The sequence below is a fragment of the Enterobacter cloacae complex sp. IR5401 genome, assembly GCF_049238425.1.
Taxonomy (GTDB): Bacteria; Pseudomonadota; Gammaproteobacteria; order Enterobacterales; family Enterobacteriaceae; genus Enterobacter; species Enterobacter hormaechei_C.
Genome location: NZ_JBMKHN010000004.1, coordinates 219700 through 242226 on the forward strand (window position 1 = coordinate 219700; position 22527 = coordinate 242226).

Below are 22527 nucleotides of genomic sequence, written 5' to 3' on the forward strand. Positions count from 1 at the left end.
ACCATGCCTTTATTATTGATAATAAAATTCATATTAAAATAGCATAAATGATGCAATTGATAGCCCTCTTCGTCCGGTTAAGAATGGATGCATTCATCCGAGGGGGGAAAAATATGGAAAACCACATCAACGATCTCAGAAGTGCTATCGAACTGCTCAAACGCCATGAAGGTCAATACCTTGAAACCAGCCATCCGGTCGATCCTGACGCGGAGCTGGCGGGTGTGTACCGGCATATTGGTGCTGGCGGCACGGTAAAACGTCCGACGCGCATTGGCCCGGCGATGATGTTTAACGCTATTAAGGGATACCCCGACTCCCGTATTCTGGTCGGAATGCACGCCAGCCGCGAGCGGGCAGCGCTCCTGTTGGGCTGCGAACCCTCTGAACTGGCAAAACATGTCGGCCAGGCCGTGAAAAACCCGATTGCTCCCGTTGTGGTTCCGGCGGCACAGGCGCCGTGTCAGGAACAGGTGTTTTATGCCGACAATCCGGACTTCGATCTGCGTAAATTGCTTCCGGCACCGACCAACACGCCGATAGATGCCGGTCCGTTCTTCTGTCTGGGGCTGGTGCTGGCAAGCGATCCGGAAGATGCCTCACTGACCGATGTCACTATTCACCGTCTCTGCGTGCAGGAGCGCGATGAGCTCTCCATGTTTCTTGCCGCGGGCCGCCATATTGAAGTGTTCCGTAAGAAAGCCGAGGAGGCGGGCAAACCGTTGCCGGTCACGATCAATATGGGTCTCGATCCCGCTATCTATATTGGCGCCTGTTTCGAAGCCCCTACCACGCCCTTCGGCTACAACGAGCTGGGTGTCGCCGGCGCGTTACGTCAGACCCCCGTCGAGCTGGTGCAGGGTGTGGCCGTAAATGAAAAAGCGATTGCGCGTGCGGAAATTATCATCGAAGGCGAACTGCTGCCGGGCGTGCGCGTAGAAGAAGATCAGCATACCCACACCGGGCACGCGATGCCGGAATTTCCCGGCTACTGCGGGGAGGCTAACCCCTCCTTACCGGTAATCAAAGTGAAGGCCGTCACGATGCGTCATCAGGCGATCCTGCAAACCCTGGTAGGACCGGGCGAAGAGCACACCACGCTGGCCGGTTTGCCAACGGAGGCCAGCATCCGTAATGCGGTGGAAGAAGCCATCCCCGGTTTTCTGCAAAACGTCTATGCGCATACCGCTGGCGGCGGCAAGTTCCTTGGCGTATTGCAGGTGAAAAAACGCCAGCCCTCTGACGAAGGGCGTCAGGGTCAGGCGGCTCTCATTGCGTTAGCCACCTATTCCGAGCTTAAAAACATTATTCTCGTCGACGAAGATGTGGATATTTTCGACAGCGACGACATCTTGTGGGCGATGACGACCCGTATGCAGGGCGATGTCAGCATCACCCATCTGCCGGGGATCCGCGGACACCAGCTCGATCCGTCTCAGGCGCCGGACTACAGCCCCTCCATTCGTGGCAACGGGATCACCTGCAAAACGATTTTCGACTGTACGGTGCCCTGGGCGCTGAAGTCCCGCTTTGAGCGTGCGCCCTTTATGGAGGTAGACCCAACGCCGTGGGCACCTGAACTGTTTAAAAAATAGCGTTAACCGGAAAATCTTCTTCACCCTTCACGGGTGAAGAACCTCACGCTGAAATTGCCGCGTCCCCTGCTTTCTTGTAACCTTTGAGCGTTTATCACATCCCCATAAAAAATGAGACTACCGGACGCCTATGACAGCACATGTTTCCAACGATCCTTTGCATGGCGTAACCCTCGAAATGCAGGTTAACGCGCTGGTTGCGCGATATGGCTGGAATGAACTGGGCAACCGAATCAAAATCAACTGTTTTCGCAAGGACCCGAGTGTTAAATCGAGTCTGAAGTTCCTGCGCCGCACCCCATGGGCGCGGGCGGAAGTTGAAGCCCTCTACCTCGACTCCCTTCACGATGACGGTAACGGGGAACAGGACGAACCGGCGTTTAATCCCTGGACGGATAGCCGGACACCCAGGAGCTAACACGCAAATGATGCGACACGTAAAACGGACTGGCGCGCTGCTTGGCTGCGCGCTTTTACTGGTAAGTTGCACTTCCAAACCACCTAAATCACTCGTAACCCCGCTGCCGCAGGCGAAACCTGTACAGCAGACTAAAGAACCCATGCGCGGGATCTGGCTGGCGACCGTCTCCCGTCTCGACTGGCCTCCCGTTTCATCGGTGAATGGCCGTAGCGCGGACCAGCGCATCGCCCAGCAACAGCGGGCGCTGACGGACAAGCTCGATAAGCTGAAAAATCTTGGGATCAACACCGTCTTCTTTCAGGTAAAACCGGACAGTACGGCGCTGTGGGCTTCTAAAATACTGCCCTGGTCAGATACCCTGACGGGGACTATCGGGGAAGATCCCGGTTACGATCCGCTTCAGTTTATGCTGGATGAAGCGCACAAGCGTGGGATGAAGGTTCATGCCTGGTTTAACCCATACCGCGTTTCCACCAACACGAAGCCGTCGACCATCGCCGCGCTTAACCGCACCTCGTCGCTTCATCCTTCGAGCGTGTACGTCCTGCATCCGGAGTGGATCCGCACCTCGGGGGATCGTTTTGTTCTCGACCCGGGCATTCCCGAGGTGCGGGACTGGATAACCCAGGTGGTGATGGAAGTGGTAAATCATTACCCTGTCGACGGCGTTCAGTTCGATGACTATTTTTACACCGAGACGCCGGGCTCCCCCCTGAATGATGCCTGGACCTTCAGGCGCTATGGCGAAGGATTTGCGTCAAAAGCGGACTGGCGTCGACACAATACGCAGCAGTTGATTGTGCAGGTCTCCAGGGCGATCAAGCAGGCTAAACCTGAGGTCGAATTTGGCGTCAGCCCGGCGGGGGTCTGGCGCAATCGCTCCTTCGACCCGGCAGGCTCGGACACGCGCGGCGCCGCAGCCTATGATGAATCCTACGCTGACACGCGCAAATGGGTACAGCAGGGATTACTGGATTACATTGCGCCGCAGATCTACTGGCCCTTCGCCCGCGACGCGGCACGTTACGATGTGCTGACAAAATGGTGGGCTGACGTGGTGAAACCAACCCATACCCGTCTGTATATCGGGATCGCGTTCTACAAAGTGGGCGCGCCTTCCAGAAACGAACCGGACTGGACGGTGAACGGCGGCGTACCGGAGCTGAAAAAACAGCTCGACCTCAATGATTCACTGCCAGACGTTAAGGGCACCATCCTGTTCCGTGAAGACTATCTTAACCAGCCGCAGACGCAGGAAGCAGTAAATTACCTCCGGGGACGCTGGGGTAGTTGACTGAAAAAAGGCAGAAACGTCCTGTTTCTGCCTTTCTTTTTACGGCTTCGGTCCGAACATTGCCTCAAGCTGTTTTGCATCTGGCATACCCACGACCTGTTGCAGTTCGTTTTGCTCATTCAGGTAATAAATAGCCGGTGTGGCATTCGCGCCGAGACTGTCCATGAGCGTCTGGTGATTTTGCAGGATCTCAACGGTTTCCCGGGACGCCGCTCCTTCAGGTTTCGGCAGCTTTTTACCGCCGGACAGCTCGTACGCTTTCCAGGCCGACACCGGATCTTTCGCATTCAGGATCGCGGAGGCGTTACGCCCGCTGTTCGGGTTAAGAAACGCAACCAGCAGCGTGTTGAGCTGGACCTTGCCAGCCTTCACCCACGGCTGCGCTTCAGCCCAGAACTGCTTGCAGTACGGGCAGAACGGGTCGGCAAAGACGAAGACTTTGCGCTGGGCACTCTCCGCGCCCTCCTTCAGGGGATGCGCCGCATTGAGCTTTTTCCACATCTCGCGGCCCATCGGGGCGTAGATCTCTTTGTGGAAAAAGGCCTCGCTGAGGTTGGTTCCCTTCTCATCATACAGATAGCCAGACACGACGTGCTTTCCGTCAGGGGTCAGAAAGAGCGTCACGCCCATGTCCTGATATTGCCCCAGCCACGCTGGCGCGCCGCCGGGGGCGTCAATTTTCTTAATGATCTTGATGTCCTGCTGTTCACTGAAGTGCTTCACCACATCCGGAAGCGACTCCTCTGCCCTGACCAGCCCCGAAACCATCAGAGCAGAGAGTAACAGCACCTTTTTCTTTGCTAACCGTTGAAGCATAACGACCCCTCTAAAATATTGTTTTTCAGAGTGGTCGAAGTTTATTGCCCTGTCAACGCTTCATAAATATCCTTGAGGCGACTACGCAAAAATCGCACGGCTTTGTGTTTGCGGGATAATAACGCCTGCACACTGTCGCCTGTTTCCTCTGCCAGCACCTTCATGCTGTAGCCCTCAAATTCCGTTTTTTCAAACACCTCGCGCTGAGGTGGCGGCAGTTCCGACAGGGCTTGCCCCAACTCTTCCCATAGCAGCATGTTGAGATACTCCTCCTCCGGCGTTTGCGGTACGCCGAATAACGTTTCTGCAATCTCCTGCTCCGGAAAGTCCTCGTCATCTGCTGTCAGGTACCCCGGCAGTGAAACCTCGTGCTTTTTTCGCGCCCGGTCGATCATCTCATTTCGTGCGGCGCGAAACAGCCAGGCGGCGACGTTCTCGACCGGTTGTTCCACTTTCATCAACTGCCAGGTCACTTCCTGAAGAATATCATCGACATCATCACGAACCGCAGTCCTTCCGCGAATGAAGGCTTTTAGCCGCGTGCGGCAGGCATTGAGTGCCGAGATCAGTAATGATTCCCCCGCCTCACCGGCTTTCATATCGCTCACTCGGCTTCCGGCGCTTTCGCACCGTTATCATCTCGTTTTTCATCCCGGCCATCGTGCCATCGGCAATGACCATGGCGCCCAAATCCCGCCCGACGCTGCTGAATGAAGGCCTCACGTTGTTCGGGGCTCATATTCATCCATTGTTCGTGCATACGGCGGTGCGCACCGAACATACCGGGACGGAAACCCAGCCCACCGAAAAGAATGCGGCTCAGCAGCAGGATCCCCAACGCCTGCCAGAAGCCAATGGCTTTAACCCCCAGGATGGCCGGGAGCAACGCGTTCCACAGGGACATGACCAGCAGGCCAAGCACCACGAACAGGACTGCGCCAATCACGATGCCCTTACCCATACGATGGCGGCCCAAGCCACGCCCGTGACCTTTTCCGTGCATATCAAAATTTCTCATGTGTGCCTCGTTTATGTTGAATGATTATGGTCTCTGATGAGGTAGACGGATGAGAAACAGAAATATTGCCGGGGAAAGAGAAAATTTATGTGATAGCGGCGCTGTATGGATAACAGTATTGGCTGAAGGAGATTGTGCAGCGGCTGAATACAAACATTAAAAAGGCTCCCTCGGGAGCCTCTCTGAACATCACGCCGTAGCAGGCAAACTAAAGCGTGAGATACTCTGGGAAAGCTGCTGCGCCTGCTCCTCCAGCGAGGCGGCGGCGGCGGCGGATTGCTGCACCAGCGCCGCGTTCTGCTGGGTCACACCGTCCATCTCCGTTACGGCCTGCCCAACCTGACCAATCCCGCGGCTCTGCTCTTCTGAGGCAACCGAAATCTGTTCCATCAGCGCATGCACTTTATTCACAGAGCTGATAATAGAATCAATCACCTCTCCCGAACGATTCACCAGTTCCGCACCGTTTTTCACGCTGGAAACAGACTGGGCGATCAGGCTTTCGATATCCTTCGCCGCCACCGCGCTTTTCTGGGCCAGTGTGCGCACTTCACTTGCTACCACGGCAAATCCTCGCCCCTGCGCGCCAGCACGCGCCGCTTCAACGGCCGCGTTTAGCGCCAGAATATTAGTCTGGAAAGCAATGCTGTTGATGACGCTGGTGATGTCCTCAATACGCTTCGAATTGGACGCGATAGTATTCATCGTTTCGATGACTTCACGGGTTACCGCTTCACCGGTATGGGCATTTTTCACGGCATCCTGCACCAGCTTACCGGCCTGGAAAACGTTGTCGGTGTTATTCGCCACCGTCGCGCTCAGCTCTTCCATGCTGGCGGCCGTCTGGGTCAGGGCCGAAGCCTGTTGCTCGGTACGGGAGGCCAGGTCGATATTGCCGGAGGCAATTTCCTGCGCTGCATGCGTCACGGTTTGGCTGGCATCGCGCACCTGAGAAATGGTGGAGAGCAGCGCCTGGCGCATCTGCTCCATCGAGGACATCAGGTGATCGATTTCATTCCCGGAATCACGCTTGATCGGTACCGGTACGTCCAGCTTCCCGGCCGCAATCTGGCGACAGTGCTCGCGCGCCAGGTTCACCGGCGCAAAGACCACGCGTTTCATCAGCAGGCTGACGGCGAAGATCACCACCACGAACAGCACCGCAATGCAGGCGATAATAACCAGACCCGACACAAAATTATGGCTCGCATCCTCGTTCAGCGTTTTGGCGTACTTCTGGTGAACGGAGAGAACCTGATCAAGCACAATTTCATATTGGCGATCGAGTCGAGACACCACGGGAATAAGAGCGTTGAACCGCGACACATCGTGAGCGGCGGCAGCGGCGATGAGAGGCGCCAGTCCCTGGTTACGGTAGTTTTGCCACGCCTCCTGGTAGGCAGTGACCAGCGGGGCTTCTTCCTGCAAACGCGGCGAGGCCATAAACGCCGAAAATGCACTATCGGCTTTGGTCAGCGCCTCTTTAACCGAGGCCAGTTTCGCAGACGGGTCGGTAGCGTCCCCCGCTTCCACCATTTTCACATACTCCATAACCCTGACGCGCAGGGTTCGGCTGTGGTTAATGGGATCAATAATGGACAGGACAACCTGAATTTCTTTGTTCACATTATCCAGCGAAGTATTACTTTTAATGATGAGCCCAACGCTGGTGATAGTGCTGGCCACAAAGAAGAAAAGCAGGGAAAACAGGATAATCAGGGATGATTTTTTCAACGACATAACACACCTCAGGGATATAATTTCCCTTTGGTTATCGGCTGAATCCAATCTTTAATTAATTAAAGTTATAGATGTACCCCTCATACGTTACCCTGTCACTCCACGGCCTTGTATCGCCGTTGCAGGGTGGCATCCAGCTTACACTGGATCGGCTCCGGCGTTTCCCCTTCAATCAGTTTGCCAATCAGATCAAAGCAGTGCCAGGCGAGCTGGCGGTTATCCTGACGAACGGTATCGACAGGAATGGTCAGAGAATCATAGAGATAGTGATCGTCAAAGCTGGCCAGACGCATATCGCTTTGCAGCAGATTATGTTGCCCCATATAGCGCAACACCCCTTCCAGCAGACCGCAGGCGGCGGTAAAAAGGGCTTTTGGCGGGCGGCCCAGGCGTGCGCAAAGCTCGGCAAACATTTCGTAGCCGGAGCTCGGATGGTAATTACCATGAATGATCCACTCCGGACGTAACTCGACGCCAGCATCACGCAGCCCCTGCTTAAACCCTTCCAGACGGTCACGCGTCGGGGAAAGCCGCGGCTGGCCGCCGAGGAAGTAGAACTCATCCGGATGCTGGCGCGCGATGTCGGCCACCAGTGTGGCGGTTGGGGTAATTGAATCGGTGAGGACCAGCGGCAGAGTACTGTCGTTCATATGACGGTCAAAAAGCACAACGGGCAACTGTTCGCTCAGCTTTTGATAGTCCGCGTCGTTGAGCATGCTGGAGGCGACAATCAGCCCGTCCACCTGGCGGGCCACCATGTTATTGACCACCACCGTCTCCTGGCCCGGATTTTCATCGCTACAGGAGATCAGCAGCTGAACACCCGCCTCGCGGCAGAGGGTCTCCAGCTCATGAGAAAAAACGGCAAACCCGTAGTTGGTGATTTCCGGCACCACCAGACCAATGGTGTGGCTGCGGTTGTCCCGCAGCGAACGGGCGTGAATACTGGGCTGATAATGATGTTCTTTGGCAATCGCCAGCACGCGCTCGCGTGTCTCCTCCGCCACCCGAAGCTCTTTGCTGCGGCCGTTCAGCACCAGGCTGGCGGTGGCTTTTGATACCCCCGCGAGCTCCGCGATATCTTTAATGGTGACGCGTTTTGTTTTTCTCACAACGACTTAGATCCGGCTGCCAAAACCTCTATTCTATCATGCAGCTGCGCAGCGACCAGTAGCGTAATGTGATGTCGGACGCACCTTCGAAGCGTACCTGGGCCGGATGGTCAGGAAAATAGCGGCTGCTCATGACGCCTTCACCGTGATTGATGAAAATTTCGACGCTGGAACGGTCACACAGCACGCGTAAATGATGAACAGTGCCCTGCCAGTAGCGGGTCAGCGTGTCTGCGGTTTTCAGACTGGCGCGTTCCAGACGGATCCCCGCATCATCCACAATCAGTCGCAACGCGCCGGCAAAATCCACGTTCACGCACGAGGCGCTCAGTTCGAACTCAAGACGCGCTCCCACCAGCACCGGGGCATCGCTGGCGCGTCCCTGCCAGTGGTGTTCATCCTCGCGCAGCGTTTCCAGCTCACGGACCGGGGTCTGCCAGAGCTTACCGTCGCGGTAGCGCAGCTCGCGAGGACAGGTCATCTGGTGGATCCAGCCGTGCGCCCGCGTAGGCTGGAGCATCTCTTCGCCGTCCGGCACGCCCATCCAGCCGATGAGGAGGCGGCGGCCATCTTCTGCCACCGTGGTTTGCGGCGCGTAAAATTCGAATCCGGCGTCAAGCTCATGCAGCTCGCCGTGCGTAAATGCAGGGGTTTGATAATCAAATGCCCCGCTCATCCAGACGGCCGGATAGGTGTTGAGATAGCGATGCGGTTCGCGCGCCAGCCCCTGCGGGCAGCAGATCAAGACGTGTGTGCCATCAAGCTCAAACAGATCCGGGCACTCCCACATATAGCCCGCGTCCGTGAGTCCGTTGACGCCGTGACCGGCGATTTCGCCGCAGGACGCCCAGATGTGTAAGTCGGCTGACGTAAACAGCAGCACCTTGCCGCGCTTATGCCGATCCTGCGCCCCGAGCACCATGTACCACTGCCCGTCATGGCGCCACACTTTCGGATCGCGGACGTGCCCGGTATACCCGTCCGGCAGAGGCAACACCGGTCCCAGTTTGGCAAACGTGCCGTCGTCATTTTGCACCGCCAGACACTGCCAGGCGGTGCGGCCGCCATCGTCAAACTTAACGTTGCCGGTATAGCACAGGGTCAGCACGCCGTTGTTATCCACGGCGCTGCCGGAGTAACAGCCGTTGCGGTCATACTCTTCGTCAGGCATCAGCGCCATTGGCTCGTGCTGCCAGTGCACCAGATCTGCTGAGCTCCAGTGTCCCCAGCACTTGTAGCGATGATCGCAGCCCAGCGGGTTCCACTGATAAAACAGATGATAGCGTCCGGCAAACCAGATAAAGCCGTTCGGATCGTTCATCAGCCCCGTCACCGGCGCGGGATGCCACTGCGGATAGTGGCTGTCCGCCAGCGCACGCGGCTGGCCTTGCATCACGGCCTGCAACACGGCAGGCCAGCGGGAAGGTAAGGTCATTATTCAGAGTCCGTCTTATATTTCAGCAGCAGAGAGACGGTGAACGCCACGCCAAATGCAATCACCATGCCGATAATATAGTTGAGCAGCGAGCTGGCCTGAACGATAGCCATACCGGGAATCGCCGTCAGCCCAACGGCGGTCATGTAGACATGCACCGACACCACCCAGGCACCGCCCGCCGCACCACCGATCAGCGCCGCAATAAACGGCTTCACAAAACGCAGGTTGATGCCAAAAATTGCCGCTTCGGTGATGCCCAGCATCGCGGAAAACGCCGACGGTAAGGTAATGGCTTTGATTTTAGCATCGCGGGTTTTGAACCACACCGCCAGACACGCCCCGCCCTGCGCCACGTTCGCCATCGCCCAGATCGGCAGCAGGAAGTTAACGCCAATCGACGGATTACCCAGTAGTCCGGCTTCAATAGCGTGGAAGCTGTGGTGAATGCCGGTAATGACAATCACCGAATAGAGCCCACCAAACAACAGCCCGGCCAGCCAGCCCGCGTGGGCAATCAGGGTGCTAAGAATGAAGGAGATCCCGTCGCCCAGCGCGCGTCCCGCCGGACCAATAATCAACAGCGCGATAAAGCCGGAGATAATGACGGTCAGGAACGGCGTCAGGATCAGATCTAACGCATCCGGTATTGCCCGGCGCAGCTGTTTTTCCACAATGCTCATAAACCACACCGCCAGCAGCACCGGGAAGACGGTTCCCTGATAGCCAATCATGGCGATTTCAAGACCGAAGAAGTTCATGGTGTGGAAGCCGGACGCTACGCCCCAGGCGTTGGTCAGCGCCGGATGAGTCAGGATGCCGCCGAGCGTTGCCCCCAGATACGGGTTGCCGCCAAACTCCCGCGCGGCGGTGAAGCCAATCAGGATCGGCAGAATAATAAACGCCGCCGAGCTGCACATATCCAGCATGATATAGAGCGCGTTATACGGATTAACCCAGCCGTAGGTTTTAACCATCCCCAGCAGGCCCATCAGCAGACCCGAGGCCACGATCGCCGGGATAATCGGCACGAAGATGTTGGAGAGCAGACGCGCGATACGCTGGAACGGGTTCAGCTTGCGGGCCGCAATATCCGCCGCTTCCGATTTACTGGACTCGCTAATTCCTGCCGCCTGAATAAACGCGGCGTAAACCTTATTCACCACCCCGGTGCCGAAGATCACCTGCATCTGCCCGGCGTTGCGAAAACAGCCTTTCACGCCTTCAACCTTGCCGATAGCCTGCTGGTCGGCAAGCGCATCATCGACCAGCACCAGACGAAGGCGCGTGGCGCAATGTGCCGCGCTGGCAATGTTCTCTTTGCCACCGAGCAGCGGAATCAGCTCGCGCGCAATATGATTAAAATCCATAGATACCTCTTCCTGACCTCTTTTTATTGTGTTTGAAACGCCCCCGCGATGCGGGAGCGTGAAGGGTTAAAACCAGGTTTCCATCTGCACCCCAAAGTTCCATTCCCCGCCCGCGTTAAAGCCGCTGCTGCCAAAGGCGTCATCGCTGGCGTAGTTATCCAGCTTGCTGCTCCATTCCATCCAGGTGGCGAACAGGCGCAGCTCCGGACGGCTGAAGAAATCGCCAATCTTGCCCGCCTTTAACGTCGGGGCGAAGGTCAGCTTGTAGAAGCTACCGTTAACCGCATTGCGATCCTTGTAGCCTTCCGGGCTTAAATCCATGTACTGATAGCTGCCCTCGAACGCGAGGGCGAAATTCTGGGTCACCTCTTTGATCAGACGCGTGTTGAGCGTGACCCACTCATAGCTGTCGCCCTTCACGTAGCGGTCCTTACTGCTTTGAGCCAGCACGGCGGGCGCAATGTGCCAGCCACCGCCCAGAGGCGTGACACCGTAACTAGCAAAACGCCAGGTATCGGCTTCTGACAGCAGCGCGCCGTCTGAACCAATGCTTTTCACCTCGGCGCCCAGACCGTGGCCGTAAAGGAGCGCCGTTTTGGCGGAACCTTCCCGCAGGCCGTAGAGGCTCTCGTTATGCAGACCAACCAGCGCATGTACTCCGTTATTGGCCGCGTCGGTTTTAATCGGATCGCCGTTGCTGTCCTTACGGTCGTCGTTATCTTTTGCCCGTAAGCCGCTGACCATCATCTGCACCGGCCCGGCGAAGTGATTCATGCTGAGGATGTAGTTCTGAACGTTGTTGTCGATCTCCTCTTCGCTGCCGAAGTTACGGCCATAAAGGGAGAAGTTACTGCGCAGCGTATCGTTCCACTTCACGTCGTAGACGCCGCCACCGGTCCCGGCGAGAAATACCACGTCGGAATCCAGCCAGTGAATGTCGAAGTTGTCGCGGTCAAAACGCTTACCCGCCCAGAAGGTGCTGCCCTTCAGCGCGCCGGTAAAGTCCGGCAAATTGCCCAGCTCGGCAAAGGCCTGACGAATGTTCAGGTCGCTGCTGTCTGCCGACCAGTCGTTATAGGTTTTCTGACCGTCGGCCAGCATCGCCTTAAAGCGTGTCGTCGCGCCATTCTCCAGCGTCTGTTTGTGCTCAACATTCAGCTCAACGTAGGTATCCGCTTCGTTCCCCAGACGCCCGATGGCCCCGCCCGTTTCCCCGGCGGGCGTCAGATAAGGGCCGCTTTTGCTGCTGGAGGCCGCGTCGTTCATCAGCAGGCCGGAACGGGCGTAACCGTGAAATTCAAAACCGCCTGTCCGGTCGGCTTTTTCTTCCAGCACCGTGGTGCGTTGCGCCACCGCCTGTGTGGAGGTTTGCGCTTCCTGCTGCGCAGCCACCAGCAGCTGTGTTTTATGTTCCGCTGCCGTGGCGCGCTTTTCAGCAACCTGCGCGCGAGTTTCCGCCTCCTGCAAACGCTGCTCCAGCGCCGCCAGGCGCGCTTCGATACGGGTCATATCCGTCTGGGCAAAAACAGAGGTACTGCCGGCCAGCATGCCTATCATCACGGCAAGTCTGCGTTTTTTATACATTTTGTCGCATCCCTAATAACTATCGGTGAAAGTGCTAAATTGCTAAACCGGTTTAGGTTGGTGATACTAAACCGTTGAATTTTAGATCGGCAATGTTTTTTGCTAAACCGTTTTAGTAAGTGTGATCGAGGCGACAATTCAGGCCGCCGAATGGTGGCCTTGAGAGGTGAATTACAGTTCGTGATGATAAGGCAGCGCGGTCATTGCCCCTTTTGCGGTTGTCGCCAGCGCCCCACAGCGCTGCGCCAGCGTGATGACCTCTGAGAGACGGGCCTGGCCATAACGTGCCAGACCGAACAGCAGCCCGGCGACGAAAGCATCCCCCGCGCCAGTGGTATCAATGCATTCCACGGGTGATGCAGCATAGTGTGTCAACGCGCCTTCCTGCCAGGCGGTGACGCCCTCTTTTCCCTGCGTTACCAGCACCAGCCTGGCCGGACAGGTGCGCATCAGCGCCGCCAGCCCCTCATGGACCTGCGCATTTCCGGTTAAGAACGCCAGCTCTTCCACCGAGATTTTCACCACATCTGCACAGGCTAATGCCCGCTCAAGACACTGACGCAGCTCGACTTCATCGTGCCAGAGATCGGCGCGAATATTGGGATCAAAGCTGACGAATCCCCCCGCCTGTCTGATCGCGGCCATCGCCAGAAACGTCGCGGAACGGCTGGGTTCGGCGCTGAGCGCGATAGAGCAGACGTGCAGCCACTCCCCGGCGCGGAATGGCGGGAGATCGGCAGAGTCGAGGAATAAATCAGCGCTCGGGCGAACCATAAAGGTAAAGGAACGTTCACCGTCGTTATCGAGATCCACCACCACCGTGGAGGTGCGATGCTGCGGATCCAGCCGCAGCCATTCTGTATTAACCTGCTCATCCGCAAGCGTTTTTTGCATAAAATGCCCGAAGGGGTCGTCGCCCACCCGGCCTATAAAGGCGCTTCTGCCGCCCAGACGCGCTACCCCTACCGCGACGTTGGCCGGTGCGCCGCCAGGACATTGCAGCAGTTTGCCCTCTCCGTCGGGCAACAGATCCACCACTGCATCGCCAAGTACCCAGATCGTCTCCATATCACCTTCTTAGCTAAATCATGTTAAACCGGTTTAGCTATTTAAGCACAGGCAGGGTGTCGGGGAAATATGGCGAGGGAAAATTTGCTTAACCCACCCGATGGGGCCAGTGGATATCACCCACGCCATTGAGCTGCGGGCGGGCGAACAAAAAGCCCTGGAAGCGCCGAATACCGGCGTATTCAAGCCAGCACCACTCTTCTATCTTCTCAATGCCTTCTGCGACCAGCGTAATCTCCAGATCGGTGCAGCAGCTGATTATCGACTTCACAATCGCCTGCTTGGGCCCGCTCAGGTGGATATCGCTGACGATCTCTCTGTCGATTTTGAGTTTATCCGGCTGGAACCGCGTGAGCAGCGAAAGACCAGCATAGCCGGAACCAAAATCATCTATCGCCAGCCCAACCCCTTCCGCCCGCAGCTGTTTAATCGCGCTGTTAAACTGGTTGAAGCCTGAGATCATCTCGTTCTCAGTGACTTCAATGATCACCTGCTCCGGCTGTAGATTGTGCTTTTTGATCTGCGTTACCAGGAACTCTACCGCGCCCGGCACGTTAACCAGCGACATTGGCAGCAGGTTCACCGCCAGTTTGTGGCTGCCGATGCCGAGCTTTTGCGCCAGCGCAAAGGTCCAGGCTTTGGTTTGCAGGTCGACTTCGTAAATCAGTTCACGATCGAGACTACGGAAGAAATGCTCCGGGCTGCCGCCGTCGTTTCCGCGTATAAGCGCTTCGAGAGAACTGATTTTGCCTTCGGACGGCTCGACAATGGGTTGCAGCGCAAACTGGCAGGGCTGTCCCGCCAGCAGACCTAACCCTTTACCAAACGGCGCGAGCTCTCGCGAAAGCGTCCATTTATCAGGCTCATAGTCCGAAGCGGGTGGGATAGCGGTTTTACCGGTGATAAAGGTCTGAATAAATTTGAAGACCCGATCCTCAGAAGTCAGATAGCTTTCCAGCTTGCTGTAATGCAGAACCGACGCCAGAACCGCTTTCGGGGTCTGAACGTCCAGGTCAAACAGCAGCATTCCCACGTCTTCGAAACGTCTGCGCGGGCCGTAATCGCGCATCAGTTCCACTACGCCGGTATGCCGGTCATCCGCACGGATGGAGTTAAAAAGCGCGACGACGCGCTGTTCCGTGCCTTCGAGAATTTGCAGAACGTCACGTCCACGGGAGAGAAGAATGCCTGAGATGCCCTGCTCCGTGTTACGGATCCTGGCCTGTTCAACCAGCGCGCTTAACGCTGCGGAGGTGCAGGTTAAGCTCAGCTGGCTTCGATAAATGAGAGTTGTCAGCACAGAAACGGGGTCCGGTATGGGGTATACGCCTGAACGGTACTGTTTAACACAGTTCCCCGGTGTGACCTAATCTATTCCACGTCGGGCTTAATTCTCCCCGATACGGCTGTCGATCCTCGTCTGCATATAGTCGTAGAACGGATTCGACGTCACGCGCATCAGCGCATCTTTGCCGACGCTCAGAACCGATGTTTCTCCCCACAGGGCTATCGTCCCGAGGCTGATACCGTAGCGGTTTTTCACCGCAGGATGGCGGCCATAAAGATCGTCATCAGGCGGGAACGGAATAGCAACATGCGACAGGGAATAAACCTCCTGCGGATACGCGACCGACAGCGGCATCACCGTTTCCCGGGTGCTGCCCGCTGGCGTTGTCTTTGCCACCATATCAAACCTGTCGGGGCTGGCATTGGTCACAATTGTGACACTGTAACGTCTTTTTGCCTCCGGTAGCAGGTCAGCCACCGCCGTCCAGGATGATGGCCTGAACAGTGGACGGAAACTCCCGGCCTGGTTGATATCAAAAACCACCAGTTCGCTGCCGTTTGCCGGAAGCTGGTCAAACAGCCCGCTGACCACGGCGCGGGTACTGACCGTTGAATCCATGACCGACTGGAAAGCAAGTATCGGCGGAAGCTGCGCCAGTTTGTGATCATGAACACCGCGATTTATCTGCTCATGCAGCGCCTGGGTAAGCAGCCAGGACTGACGTGCCGCATTCACCGGGAACGAATTGTATTTATAAGGATTATATTCTGGCGAAATGTTGAGCCACGCGGCTTTGGCAAACGCCGGTAACATAGCCGGTAGCCCGGCGAATCCGGCAAAGCGCGCAAACGCCGTGACGCCAATCATCGGTGAGAGCAAAACGATCTGCTCAGGTTGACGCAGTGCAGGCGCATCAAGGGCGTCGAGGGCATATTTCATCGCCAGCGCCCCGCCGTTGGAGTAGCCCACCAGATGCAGGGGGAGATCGTTCCCCGTCAGGCGTGTCGCTTCACGAACCGCGAGGCGCGTTGCCGCCAGCCACGCCTCCCAGTCAACGTCTGTCAGCGCGCCCGGTGCCGTGCCGTGTCCGGGCAAACGAGGCACTACGGCCACAAAGCCGTGCTTTTGATAATTCTCTGCCAGATGCCTGACGCTGTAGGGCGAATCCGTCAGACCGTGCAGCAATACCACCCCCCCGCGCGGCTTTCCGGCAGGCATCAGCACGAACGACCGGTTTGCATCCGGGGAAAAGTGTCCTGGCCACACCAGGCTCTGGCGGTAATAACGGTTCAGCGGCGTGCGCTCTGCGGGGGTGACTTTCGCCGTCACCTCAGCGTCGAGAGCGGTGAAGATGGCGTTTTCCCGCGCGACATACGCTACGAAGGTCGCGTTATCCATCTCCTGCACGGACATTTCATCAGCCCGCCAGGTGTGCCAGTGATGCAGGGCTGGCCCCTGCTGCGAAAGATAAACCCGCACCGAAAGCAGAACGAGCACAATGATCCCGATGACCATCGCTATTTTTTTTGCGAGAGCCATCAGGCGCACGCTGACCCGCCAGGGCAAATTCGCCATGTAAGGCTCCCTCTTTTTTCCCAGAGCTTTCATCTTACCAAAAAATGTGAAGAGGCTGACGTATTCACCAAATAGATACCCTTCAGCCTGCACACTGCACCAAAAGTGAACTACGCTGCACAAATGTTGATCACCTGTTAAACAAATATTGCATTAACTTTGCTGCACAGCGCGTTTTCGCCGCAATGTGAACATGGCACGCGTCCTGCATTGTTAATCCGGTAACAGAAACCCGGCCTTTGACAGCCAGTTAACAGCGAGGCGGTATGACGACCAAACCTGAGGTGTTGAGCCGTATCGAAGCGACCTTTAGCCAGCTCACCCCAAGCGAAAAGCGGGTGGCAAGCTGGATGCTGGCGCACGTCGGGCAGATCCCCTTTGAAACGGCAGAGAGCGTGGCGCTGGCCACGGCCACCAGCGGGATCACCGTCGGACGCTTTCTGCGCAAGCTGGGCTACCGCAACCTGGACGACGCCAAAAAAAGCCTGCGCGATCCCCACCAGCCCTGGGGCATTAACGAGCGTCTCGACTCCTGGAAGCAGCAACAGCCGCTGTCGGATCGCCTTCAGCACTCCCTGTCGCTGGAGGTGGACGCCATTGCCCATGTCTACCAGCTGGCGCAAAGCGAAACGTTCAGGCAGGTGGTCCAGCAACTTACCCATGCCGACGCCGTTTTCGTGCTGGGGATCCAGTCCACGCGCGGGATCGCCAATGCGTTCTTCAGCCATCTGGAGTATCTGCGCCCGCGGGTGAGCTATTCAGAAGGGCTCTCCGGTAGCTGGGTGGAGTCGCTTAACTCCGGCTTTGCGAACCCGTATATCGTGCTGACGGATACCCGCGCCTACTCCGCCATTGCCCGCCAGTACTGCCGCGTGGCGAGCGAAAAAGGCCTGGCGATGGCGCTGATCACCGATATCTGGTGCCCGTGGGCGCGGGATTACCCGATTGATTTACTCCAGGTGAAGACCGATACCGGCCATTTCTGGGATTCGCTGGCGCCGGTGAGCTGTCTGTTCAACCTGCTGCTGTCGGGCGTTGTGGAGGCGCTGGGGGATGCGCTGCCGGAACGTCTGGCAATCAACCGACAACTACAACAAGAGTTTGGTCAATTTGAACGCTAAAGGAGCGGAGCTATGCCTGAAGAGAGTCAACTGATTGATGTGGCGAAAACCTTTCCCACGCTGCATATCGATCTGAAATACGCGACCGCCGATAACATCACTGGCCGCCCGATCTACCAGCACGCCGCGTGCCTGTTGCATACGGATGCCGCCACCGCGCTGGCGAAAGCGATCGGCATCGCCGCGCTGGCCGGTCTGAAGCTGGTGGTTTACGACGCCTACCGCCCCCAGCAGGCGCAGTCGCAACTCTGGGATGCCTGCCCCAATCCGGAATACGTGGTGGATGTCGCAATTGGCTCTAACCACAGCCGGGGCACCGCCATTGACGTCACGCTGATGGATGAACACGACAACGTGCTGGATATGGGTGCCGGGTTTGACGAAATGCACGACCGTTCTCATGCCTGGCACCCTTCCGTTCCGCCTGAGGCGCAGCGAAATCGTCTGCTCCTGAACGCCGTTATGTACGGCGGCGGTTTTGTGGGCATCAGCAGCGAATGGTGGCATTTCGAACTGCCGAATGCCGCCAGCTACCCGCTGTTAGATGACCAGTTCGCCTGTTATCCGACCACACACTCACTGTAATTCTGGAGCCCCGCCATGAAAACAACGCTGCTTACAACCCTGATTGCCGCTACGCTCGCCCTGAGCGCCCCTCTCGCGCTGGCGGCGGTGCCAAAAGATATGCTGGTGATTGGGAAAGCTGCCGATCCGCAAACGCTGGATCCGGCGGTCACTATCGATAACAACGACTGGACGGTGACCTACCCCTCGTACCAGCGTCTGGTGAAATACAAGCCTGGCACCACGGAGGTGGAAGGCGATCTGTCGACGGGCTGGAAGGCGTCTGACGACCAGAAAGAGTGGACGTTCACCCTGGCAGATAATGCAAAATTCTCCGACGGCACGCCGGTGACCGCCGAAGCGGTCAAGCTGTCGTTTGAACGTCTGCTGAAAATTAACCAGGGACCTTCCGAAGCGTTCCCGAAAGATTTGAAAGTGGACGCGGTGGATGAGCATACGGTGAAATTCACCCTCAGCCAGCCGTTCGCCCCGTTCCTCTACACGCTGGCCAATGACGGCGCGTCGATCGTCAACCCGGCGGTGCTGAAAGCCAATGCCGCCGACGACGCACGCGGTTTCCTGGCGCAAAACACCGCGGGTTCCGGACCGTTTATGCTGAAAAGCTGGCGGAAAGGTCAGCAGCTGGTGATGGTGCCCAACCCACACTGGCCGGGTGAAAAGCCGCACTTCAAGCGTGTCTCGGTCAAGATTATCGGTGAAAGCGCCTCGCGTCGCCTGCAACTTTCCCGTGGCGATCTGGATATCGCCGACGCCCTGCCGGTGGATCAGCTTGCCGCTCTGAAGCAGGAAGGCAAAGTGGCCGTGGCGGAATACCCGTCCCTGCGGGTGACCTACCTCTATCTGAACAACAGTAAGCCTCCGATGAATCAGGTGGATTTGCGCCGCGCGGTCTCCTGGGCGACCGATTATCAGGGGATGGTGAAAGGCATTCTCAGCGGGAACGGCAAGCAGATGCGCGGCCCGATCCCGGAGGGCATGTGGGGCTTTGATGCGAACGCCATGCAGTACAGCTTTGACGAGGCCAAAGCCAAAGCGGCGCTGGAGAAAGTCAACGATAAACCCGCCAGCCTGACGTTCCTCTACTCCGATAACGACCCGAACTGGGAGCCTATCGCCCTCTCCACGCAGGCGAGCCTGGGCAAGCTGGGGATTAACGTCAAGCTCGAGAAACTGGCGAACGCCACCATGCGCGACCGCGTCGGCAAAGGTGATTATGACATTGCGATTGGTAACTGGAGCCCGGACTTCGCTGACCCGTACATGTTCATGAACTACTGGTTCGAATCGGACAAAAAAGGGCTGCCGGGTAACCGCTCATTCTATGAGAACAAAGAGGTCGATGCGCTGTTGCAGGCGGCACTGAAAACCACCGATCAGGCGGAGCGCACCAAAGATTACCAGCAGGCGCAGAAAGTGGTGATTGACGAGGCGGCTTACGTTTATCTGTTCCAGAAGAACTATCAGCTGGCGATGAACAAAGAGGTCAAAGGCTTCACCTTTAATCCGATGCTTGAGCAGGTCTTTAACATCGCCACCATGAGTAAGTAACGGCCCACGCCGGGGGGAAGTGTATGACGTTCTGGAGCATTGTGCGCCAGCGCTGCTGGGGGTTAATCCTGGTGGTGGCCGGTGTCTGTATTATTACTTTTATTATTTCACACCTGATCCCCGGCGATCCGGCCCGCCTGCTGGCCGGTGACCGCGCCAGCGATGAAATCGTGCAGGGCATCCGCCAGCAGCTGGGGCTGGATCAACCGCTCTATATTCAGTTTGGCCGCTATGTAGAGGCGCTGGCGCATGGCGATCTGGGCACATCCATTCGCACCGGTCGCCCCGTTGCGGAAGATTTGAAAGCCTTTTTCCCCGCCACGCTGGAACTGGCCTTCTGCTCTTTGCTGCTGGCCCTGGTGATTGGCGTGCCGCTGGGCATTTTATCGGCGGTGTACCGTAACCGCTGGCTGGATCACCTGGTGCGACTGATGGCGATGACGGGCATCTCGACGCCTGCCTTCTGGCTGGGACTGGGTGTTATCGTTCTGTTCTACGGGCAACTGCAAATTCTGCCCGGCGGCGGCAGGCTGGACGACTGGCTCGATCCGCCCGCCCACGTTACCGGTTTTTATCTGCTGGACGCTCTGCTGGAAGGCAACGGCGAGGTGTTTTTCAACGCCCTACAGCACCTGATTCTACCCTCCCTGACCCTGGCCTTTGTGCATCTGGGTATTGTGGCGCGTCAGGTACGTTCCGCGATGCTGGAGCAACTGAGCGAGGATTATATTCGTACCGCCCGCGCGAGCGGGTTGCCGGGGTGGTACATCGTGCTGCGCTACGCCTTACCCAACGCCATGATCCCCTCCATTACCGTGCTCGGGCTGGCGCTGGGCGATCTGCTGTACGGGGCAGTCCTTACCGAAACCGTGTTTGCCTGGCCGGGAATGGGAGCCTGGGTGGTGACCTCCATTCAGGCGCTGGACTTCCCTGCCGTCATGGGCTTCGCGGTCGTGGTATCGCTGGCCTATGTCTTCGTCAATCTGGTGGTGGATCTGCTGTATCTGTGGATCGACCCGCGAATCGGGCGCGGAGGTGCCGAATGATGTTAACTCAGGAAACGCCCGTCCCTGTCAGCACCGCTAAACAGCGCATTAACTGGGCAAAGCTATTCTGGATGTTACGCAAAAGCCCGCTCACGCTGATCGGCGGGGTGATTATGATCGTGATGCTGCTGATGATGATGGTCTCGCCGTGGATAGTCCCGCACGATCCGAATGCGCTGGATCTGACCGCGCGATTGCAGGCGCCTTCAGCCCAGCACTGGTTTGGCACCGATGAGGTGGGCCGGGATCTGTTCAGCCGCGTGCTGGTGGGCAGCCAGCAGTCCATCACGGCGGGGCTGGCGGTGGTGGTGATTGCGGGCGGCATCGGTTCTCTGCTCGGCTGTTTGTCCGGCGTACTCGGCGGACGCGGCGACGCCATCATTATGCGTATCATGGACATTATGCTCTCCATCCCCTCGCTGGTGTTGACGATGGCGCTGGCCGCCGCGCTCGGCCCAAGCCTGTTTAACGCGATGCTGGCGATTGCGATTGTACGCATTCCGTTTTACGTGCGGCTGGCACGCGGGCAAACGCTGTTGGTGCGCCAGTTCACCTACGTGCAGGCCGCCCGCACCTTTGGCGCATCGCGCTGGCACCTGATCAGCTGGCATATCCTGCGTAACGCCCTTCCGCCGCTGATCGTACAGGCGTCGCTGGATATCGGCAGCGCCATTCTGATGGCCGCCACGCTGGGCTTTATTGGATTAGGCGCGCAGCAGCCGACCGCCGAATGGGGCGCGATGGTGGCCGTGGGGCGTAACTACGTGCTTGACCAGTGGTGGTACTGCGCGTTTCCGGGGGCGGCAATTCTGATCACGGCGGTTGGGTTTAATCTGTTTGGCGATGGTCTTCGCGACCTGCTGGATCCCAAATCAGGAGGGAAGCAGTCATGAGTGATTCCGTATTATCGATTGAAGATTTGCATCTGAGCTTCCCCATTTTTCGCGGTGACGTCCACGCGCTCAACCACGTCTCGCTGGAGATTGGCCGGGGTGAAATTGTCGGCGTGGTGGGCGAATCCGGCTCGGGAAAATCGGTCACCGCGATGCTGGCGATGCGCCTGCTGCCGGAAGGCAGTTACCATGTTCACCATGGCCGGGTCACCCTGCTCGGGGAAGATGTCCTGAACGCGTCGGAAAAACAGCTTCGTCAGTGGCGCGGCGCCAGGGTGGCGATGATTTTTCAGGAGCCGATGACGGCGCTTAACCCTACGCGCCGGATTGGCAGGCAAATGGTGGAGGTGATCCGCCAGCATCAGTCGCTTTCCCGCCGCGACGCGCAGCAGAAGGCGATCGCCCTGCTGGGCGAGATGCAAATCCCGGATGCGGCACAGGTGATGGAACGCTATCCGTTTGAGCTTTCCGGCGGCATGCGCCAGCGGGTGATGATCGCCCTTGCCTTCTCCTGCGAGCCGGAGCTGATCATTGCCGATGAGCCGACCACCGCGCTGGACGTGACCGTTCAGCGTCAGGTGCTGCGGCTACTGAAACACAAAGCGCGCGCCAGCGGGACGTCGGTGCTGTTTATCAGTCACGATATGGCGGTGGTGTCGCAGCTTTGTGACCGGATGTACGTTATGTACGCGGGCAGCGTGATCGAAAGCGGCAGCACGCAGACTTTGATCCACCATCCTGTACACCCCTATTCGATTGGCCTGCTGCGGTGTGCCCCGGAAAATGGTGAACCGCGCGAGATCCTCCCGGCCATTCCCGGCACGGTACCCAACCTCAGCCACCTCCCGCGCGGATGTGCCTTTCGCGAACGCTGTTTTGCTGCCGGGGCGAAATGCAGCGAAACGCCGCGCTTAATTTCCACGGGCGCAGAAGGCCAACAGGCTGCCTGCTGGTACCCACAACAGGAGAGACGCCATGTCTGAGGTACTGCTGGAACTGGATAGCGTGCATGTGAATT

General features: G+C 57.6%; 20 protein-coding genes. 9 read left to right on the forward strand and 11 right to left on the reverse strand.

Going from position 1 to position 22527, the window contains the following annotated elements; genetic code table 11:
• Nucleotides 1-113: 113 nt before the first annotated feature.
• The 3 genes from ACOTX1_RS08500 to ACOTX1_RS08510 all read left to right on the forward strand — a co-directional run bounded on the left by ACOTX1_RS08500 (nt 114) and on the right by ACOTX1_RS08510 (nt 3310).
• Entirely contained in the window at nt 114-1595 is a 1482-nt protein-coding gene (locus ACOTX1_RS08500; protein WP_023314167.1) for a UbiD family decarboxylase, read from the forward strand.
• A 130-nt stretch (nt 1596-1725) separates the two neighbouring features.
• Entirely contained in the window at nt 1726-2013 is a 288-nt protein-coding gene (locus tag ACOTX1_RS08505; protein ID WP_003857097.1) for a VF530 family DNA-binding protein, read from the forward strand.
• Nucleotides 2014-2020: 7 nt separating this feature from the next.
• Nucleotides 2021-3310: a glycoside hydrolase family 10 protein gene (locus tag ACOTX1_RS08510; protein WP_023314168.1), complete on the forward strand. Its 1290-nt coding sequence runs from the start codon at nt 2021-2023 to the stop codon at nt 3308-3310.
• Between the two features lie 39 nt (nt 3311-3349).
• On the opposite strand, the gene dsbG is transcribed toward ACOTX1_RS08510, so the two are convergent.
• The 11 genes from dsbG to ACOTX1_RS08565 form a co-directional block, all read right to left on the reverse strand.
• Entirely contained in the window at nt 3350-4126 is a 777-nt protein-coding gene (gene dsbG / locus ACOTX1_RS08515) for a thiol:disulfide interchange protein DsbG (protein ID WP_059288213.1), read from the reverse strand.
• A gap of 41 nt (nt 4127-4167) precedes the next feature.
• Nucleotides 4168-4725, reverse strand: a complete 558-nt coding sequence (locus ACOTX1_RS08520; RefSeq protein ID WP_022651213.1) for an RNA polymerase sigma factor — start codon at nt 4723-4725, stop codon at nt 4168-4170.
• Between the two features lie 5 nt (nt 4726-4730).
• Nucleotides 4731-5144: a hypothetical protein gene (locus ACOTX1_RS08525; protein ID WP_015570500.1), complete on the reverse strand. Its 414-nt coding sequence runs from the start codon at nt 5142-5144 to the stop codon at nt 4731-4733.
• 189 nt (nt 5145-5333) lie between these two features.
• Nucleotides 5334-6884 carry a methyl-accepting chemotaxis protein gene (locus tag ACOTX1_RS08530; protein ID WP_023314170.1) on the reverse strand — a complete coding sequence of 517 codons (1551 nt, stop codon included), beginning with the start codon at nt 6882-6884 and terminating at the stop codon, nt 5334-5336.
• A gap of 95 nt (nt 6885-6979) precedes the next feature.
• Nucleotides 6980-7996, reverse strand: a complete 1017-nt coding sequence (locus tag ACOTX1_RS08535; RefSeq protein ID WP_023314171.1) for a LacI family DNA-binding transcriptional regulator — start codon at nt 7994-7996, stop codon at nt 6980-6982.
• A gap of 28 nt (nt 7997-8024) precedes the next feature.
• Entirely contained in the window at nt 8025-9431 is a 1407-nt protein-coding gene (locus ACOTX1_RS08540; protein ID WP_023314172.1) for a sucrose-6-phosphate hydrolase, read from the reverse strand.
• The gene (locus ACOTX1_RS08545) at nt 9431-10801 is read right to left on the reverse strand and encodes a sucrose-specific PTS transporter subunit IIBC (RefSeq protein WP_023314173.1); all 1371 of its coding nucleotides are present in this window, start codon (nt 10799-10801) and stop codon (nt 9431-9433) included. Before ACOTX1_RS08545 ends, ACOTX1_RS08540 begins: the two co-directional genes overlap by 1 nt.
• 66 nt (nt 10802-10867) lie before the next feature.
• Complete coding sequence (locus tag ACOTX1_RS08550) at nt 10868-12385, reverse strand: carbohydrate porin (protein WP_023314174.1); 1518 nt, start codon at nt 12383-12385, stop codon at nt 10868-10870.
• Nucleotides 12386-12556: 171 nt separating this feature from the next.
• Nucleotides 12557-13453, reverse strand: coding sequence for an aminoimidazole riboside kinase (locus ACOTX1_RS08555; RefSeq protein WP_023314175.1), 897 nt, complete (start codon nt 13451-13453; stop codon nt 12557-12559).
• Nucleotides 13454-13541: 88 nt separating this feature from the next.
• Nucleotides 13542-14753, reverse strand: coding sequence for a diguanylate phosphodiesterase (locus tag ACOTX1_RS08560; protein ID WP_023314176.1), 1212 nt, complete (start codon nt 14751-14753; stop codon nt 13542-13544).
• Between the two features lie 87 nt (nt 14754-14840).
• Nucleotides 14841-16316: an alpha/beta hydrolase gene (locus ACOTX1_RS08565; protein ID WP_023314177.1), complete on the reverse strand. Its 1476-nt coding sequence runs from the start codon at nt 16314-16316 to the stop codon at nt 14841-14843.
• A gap of 266 nt (nt 16317-16582) precedes the next feature.
• Between ACOTX1_RS08565 and ACOTX1_RS08570 the strand changes: the two genes are divergently transcribed.
• From ACOTX1_RS08570 to ACOTX1_RS08595, 6 genes are read left to right on the forward strand one after another with little or no spacing between them, the layout of a single operon-like run.
• Nucleotides 16583-17437, forward strand: a complete 855-nt coding sequence (locus ACOTX1_RS08570) for a MurR/RpiR family transcriptional regulator (RefSeq protein WP_003857080.1) — start codon at nt 16583-16585, stop codon at nt 17435-17437.
• A 12-nt stretch (nt 17438-17449) separates the two neighbouring features.
• The gene (ddpX, locus tag ACOTX1_RS08575; protein WP_003857079.1) at nt 17450-18022 is read left to right on the forward strand and encodes a D-alanyl-D-alanine dipeptidase; all 573 of its coding nucleotides are present in this window, start codon (nt 17450-17452) and stop codon (nt 18020-18022) included.
• 15 nt (nt 18023-18037) lie between these two features.
• Nucleotides 18038-19570: an ABC transporter substrate-binding protein gene (locus ACOTX1_RS08580; protein WP_003857078.1), complete on the forward strand. Its 1533-nt coding sequence runs from the start codon at nt 18038-18040 to the stop codon at nt 19568-19570.
• Nucleotides 19571-19593: 23 nt separating this feature from the next.
• Nucleotides 19594-20616 carry an ABC transporter permease gene (locus ACOTX1_RS08585; RefSeq protein ID WP_003857077.1) on the forward strand — a complete coding sequence of 341 codons (1023 nt, stop codon included), beginning with the start codon at nt 19594-19596 and terminating at the stop codon, nt 20614-20616.
• Nucleotides 20613-21509, forward strand: coding sequence for a D,D-dipeptide ABC transporter permease (gene ddpC / locus ACOTX1_RS08590; protein ID WP_003857076.1), 897 nt, complete (start codon nt 20613-20615; stop codon nt 21507-21509). The genes ACOTX1_RS08585 and ddpC overlap by 4 nt, the downstream gene beginning before the upstream one ends.
• Nucleotides 21506-22492 (forward strand): ABC transporter ATP-binding protein, encoded by a 987-nt coding sequence (locus ACOTX1_RS08595; RefSeq protein ID WP_003857075.1) that lies wholly within the window; start codon nt 21506-21508, stop codon nt 22490-22492. Before ddpC ends, ACOTX1_RS08595 begins: the two co-directional genes overlap by 4 nt.
• The last annotated feature ends 35 nt before the right edge of the window (nt 22493-22527 follow it).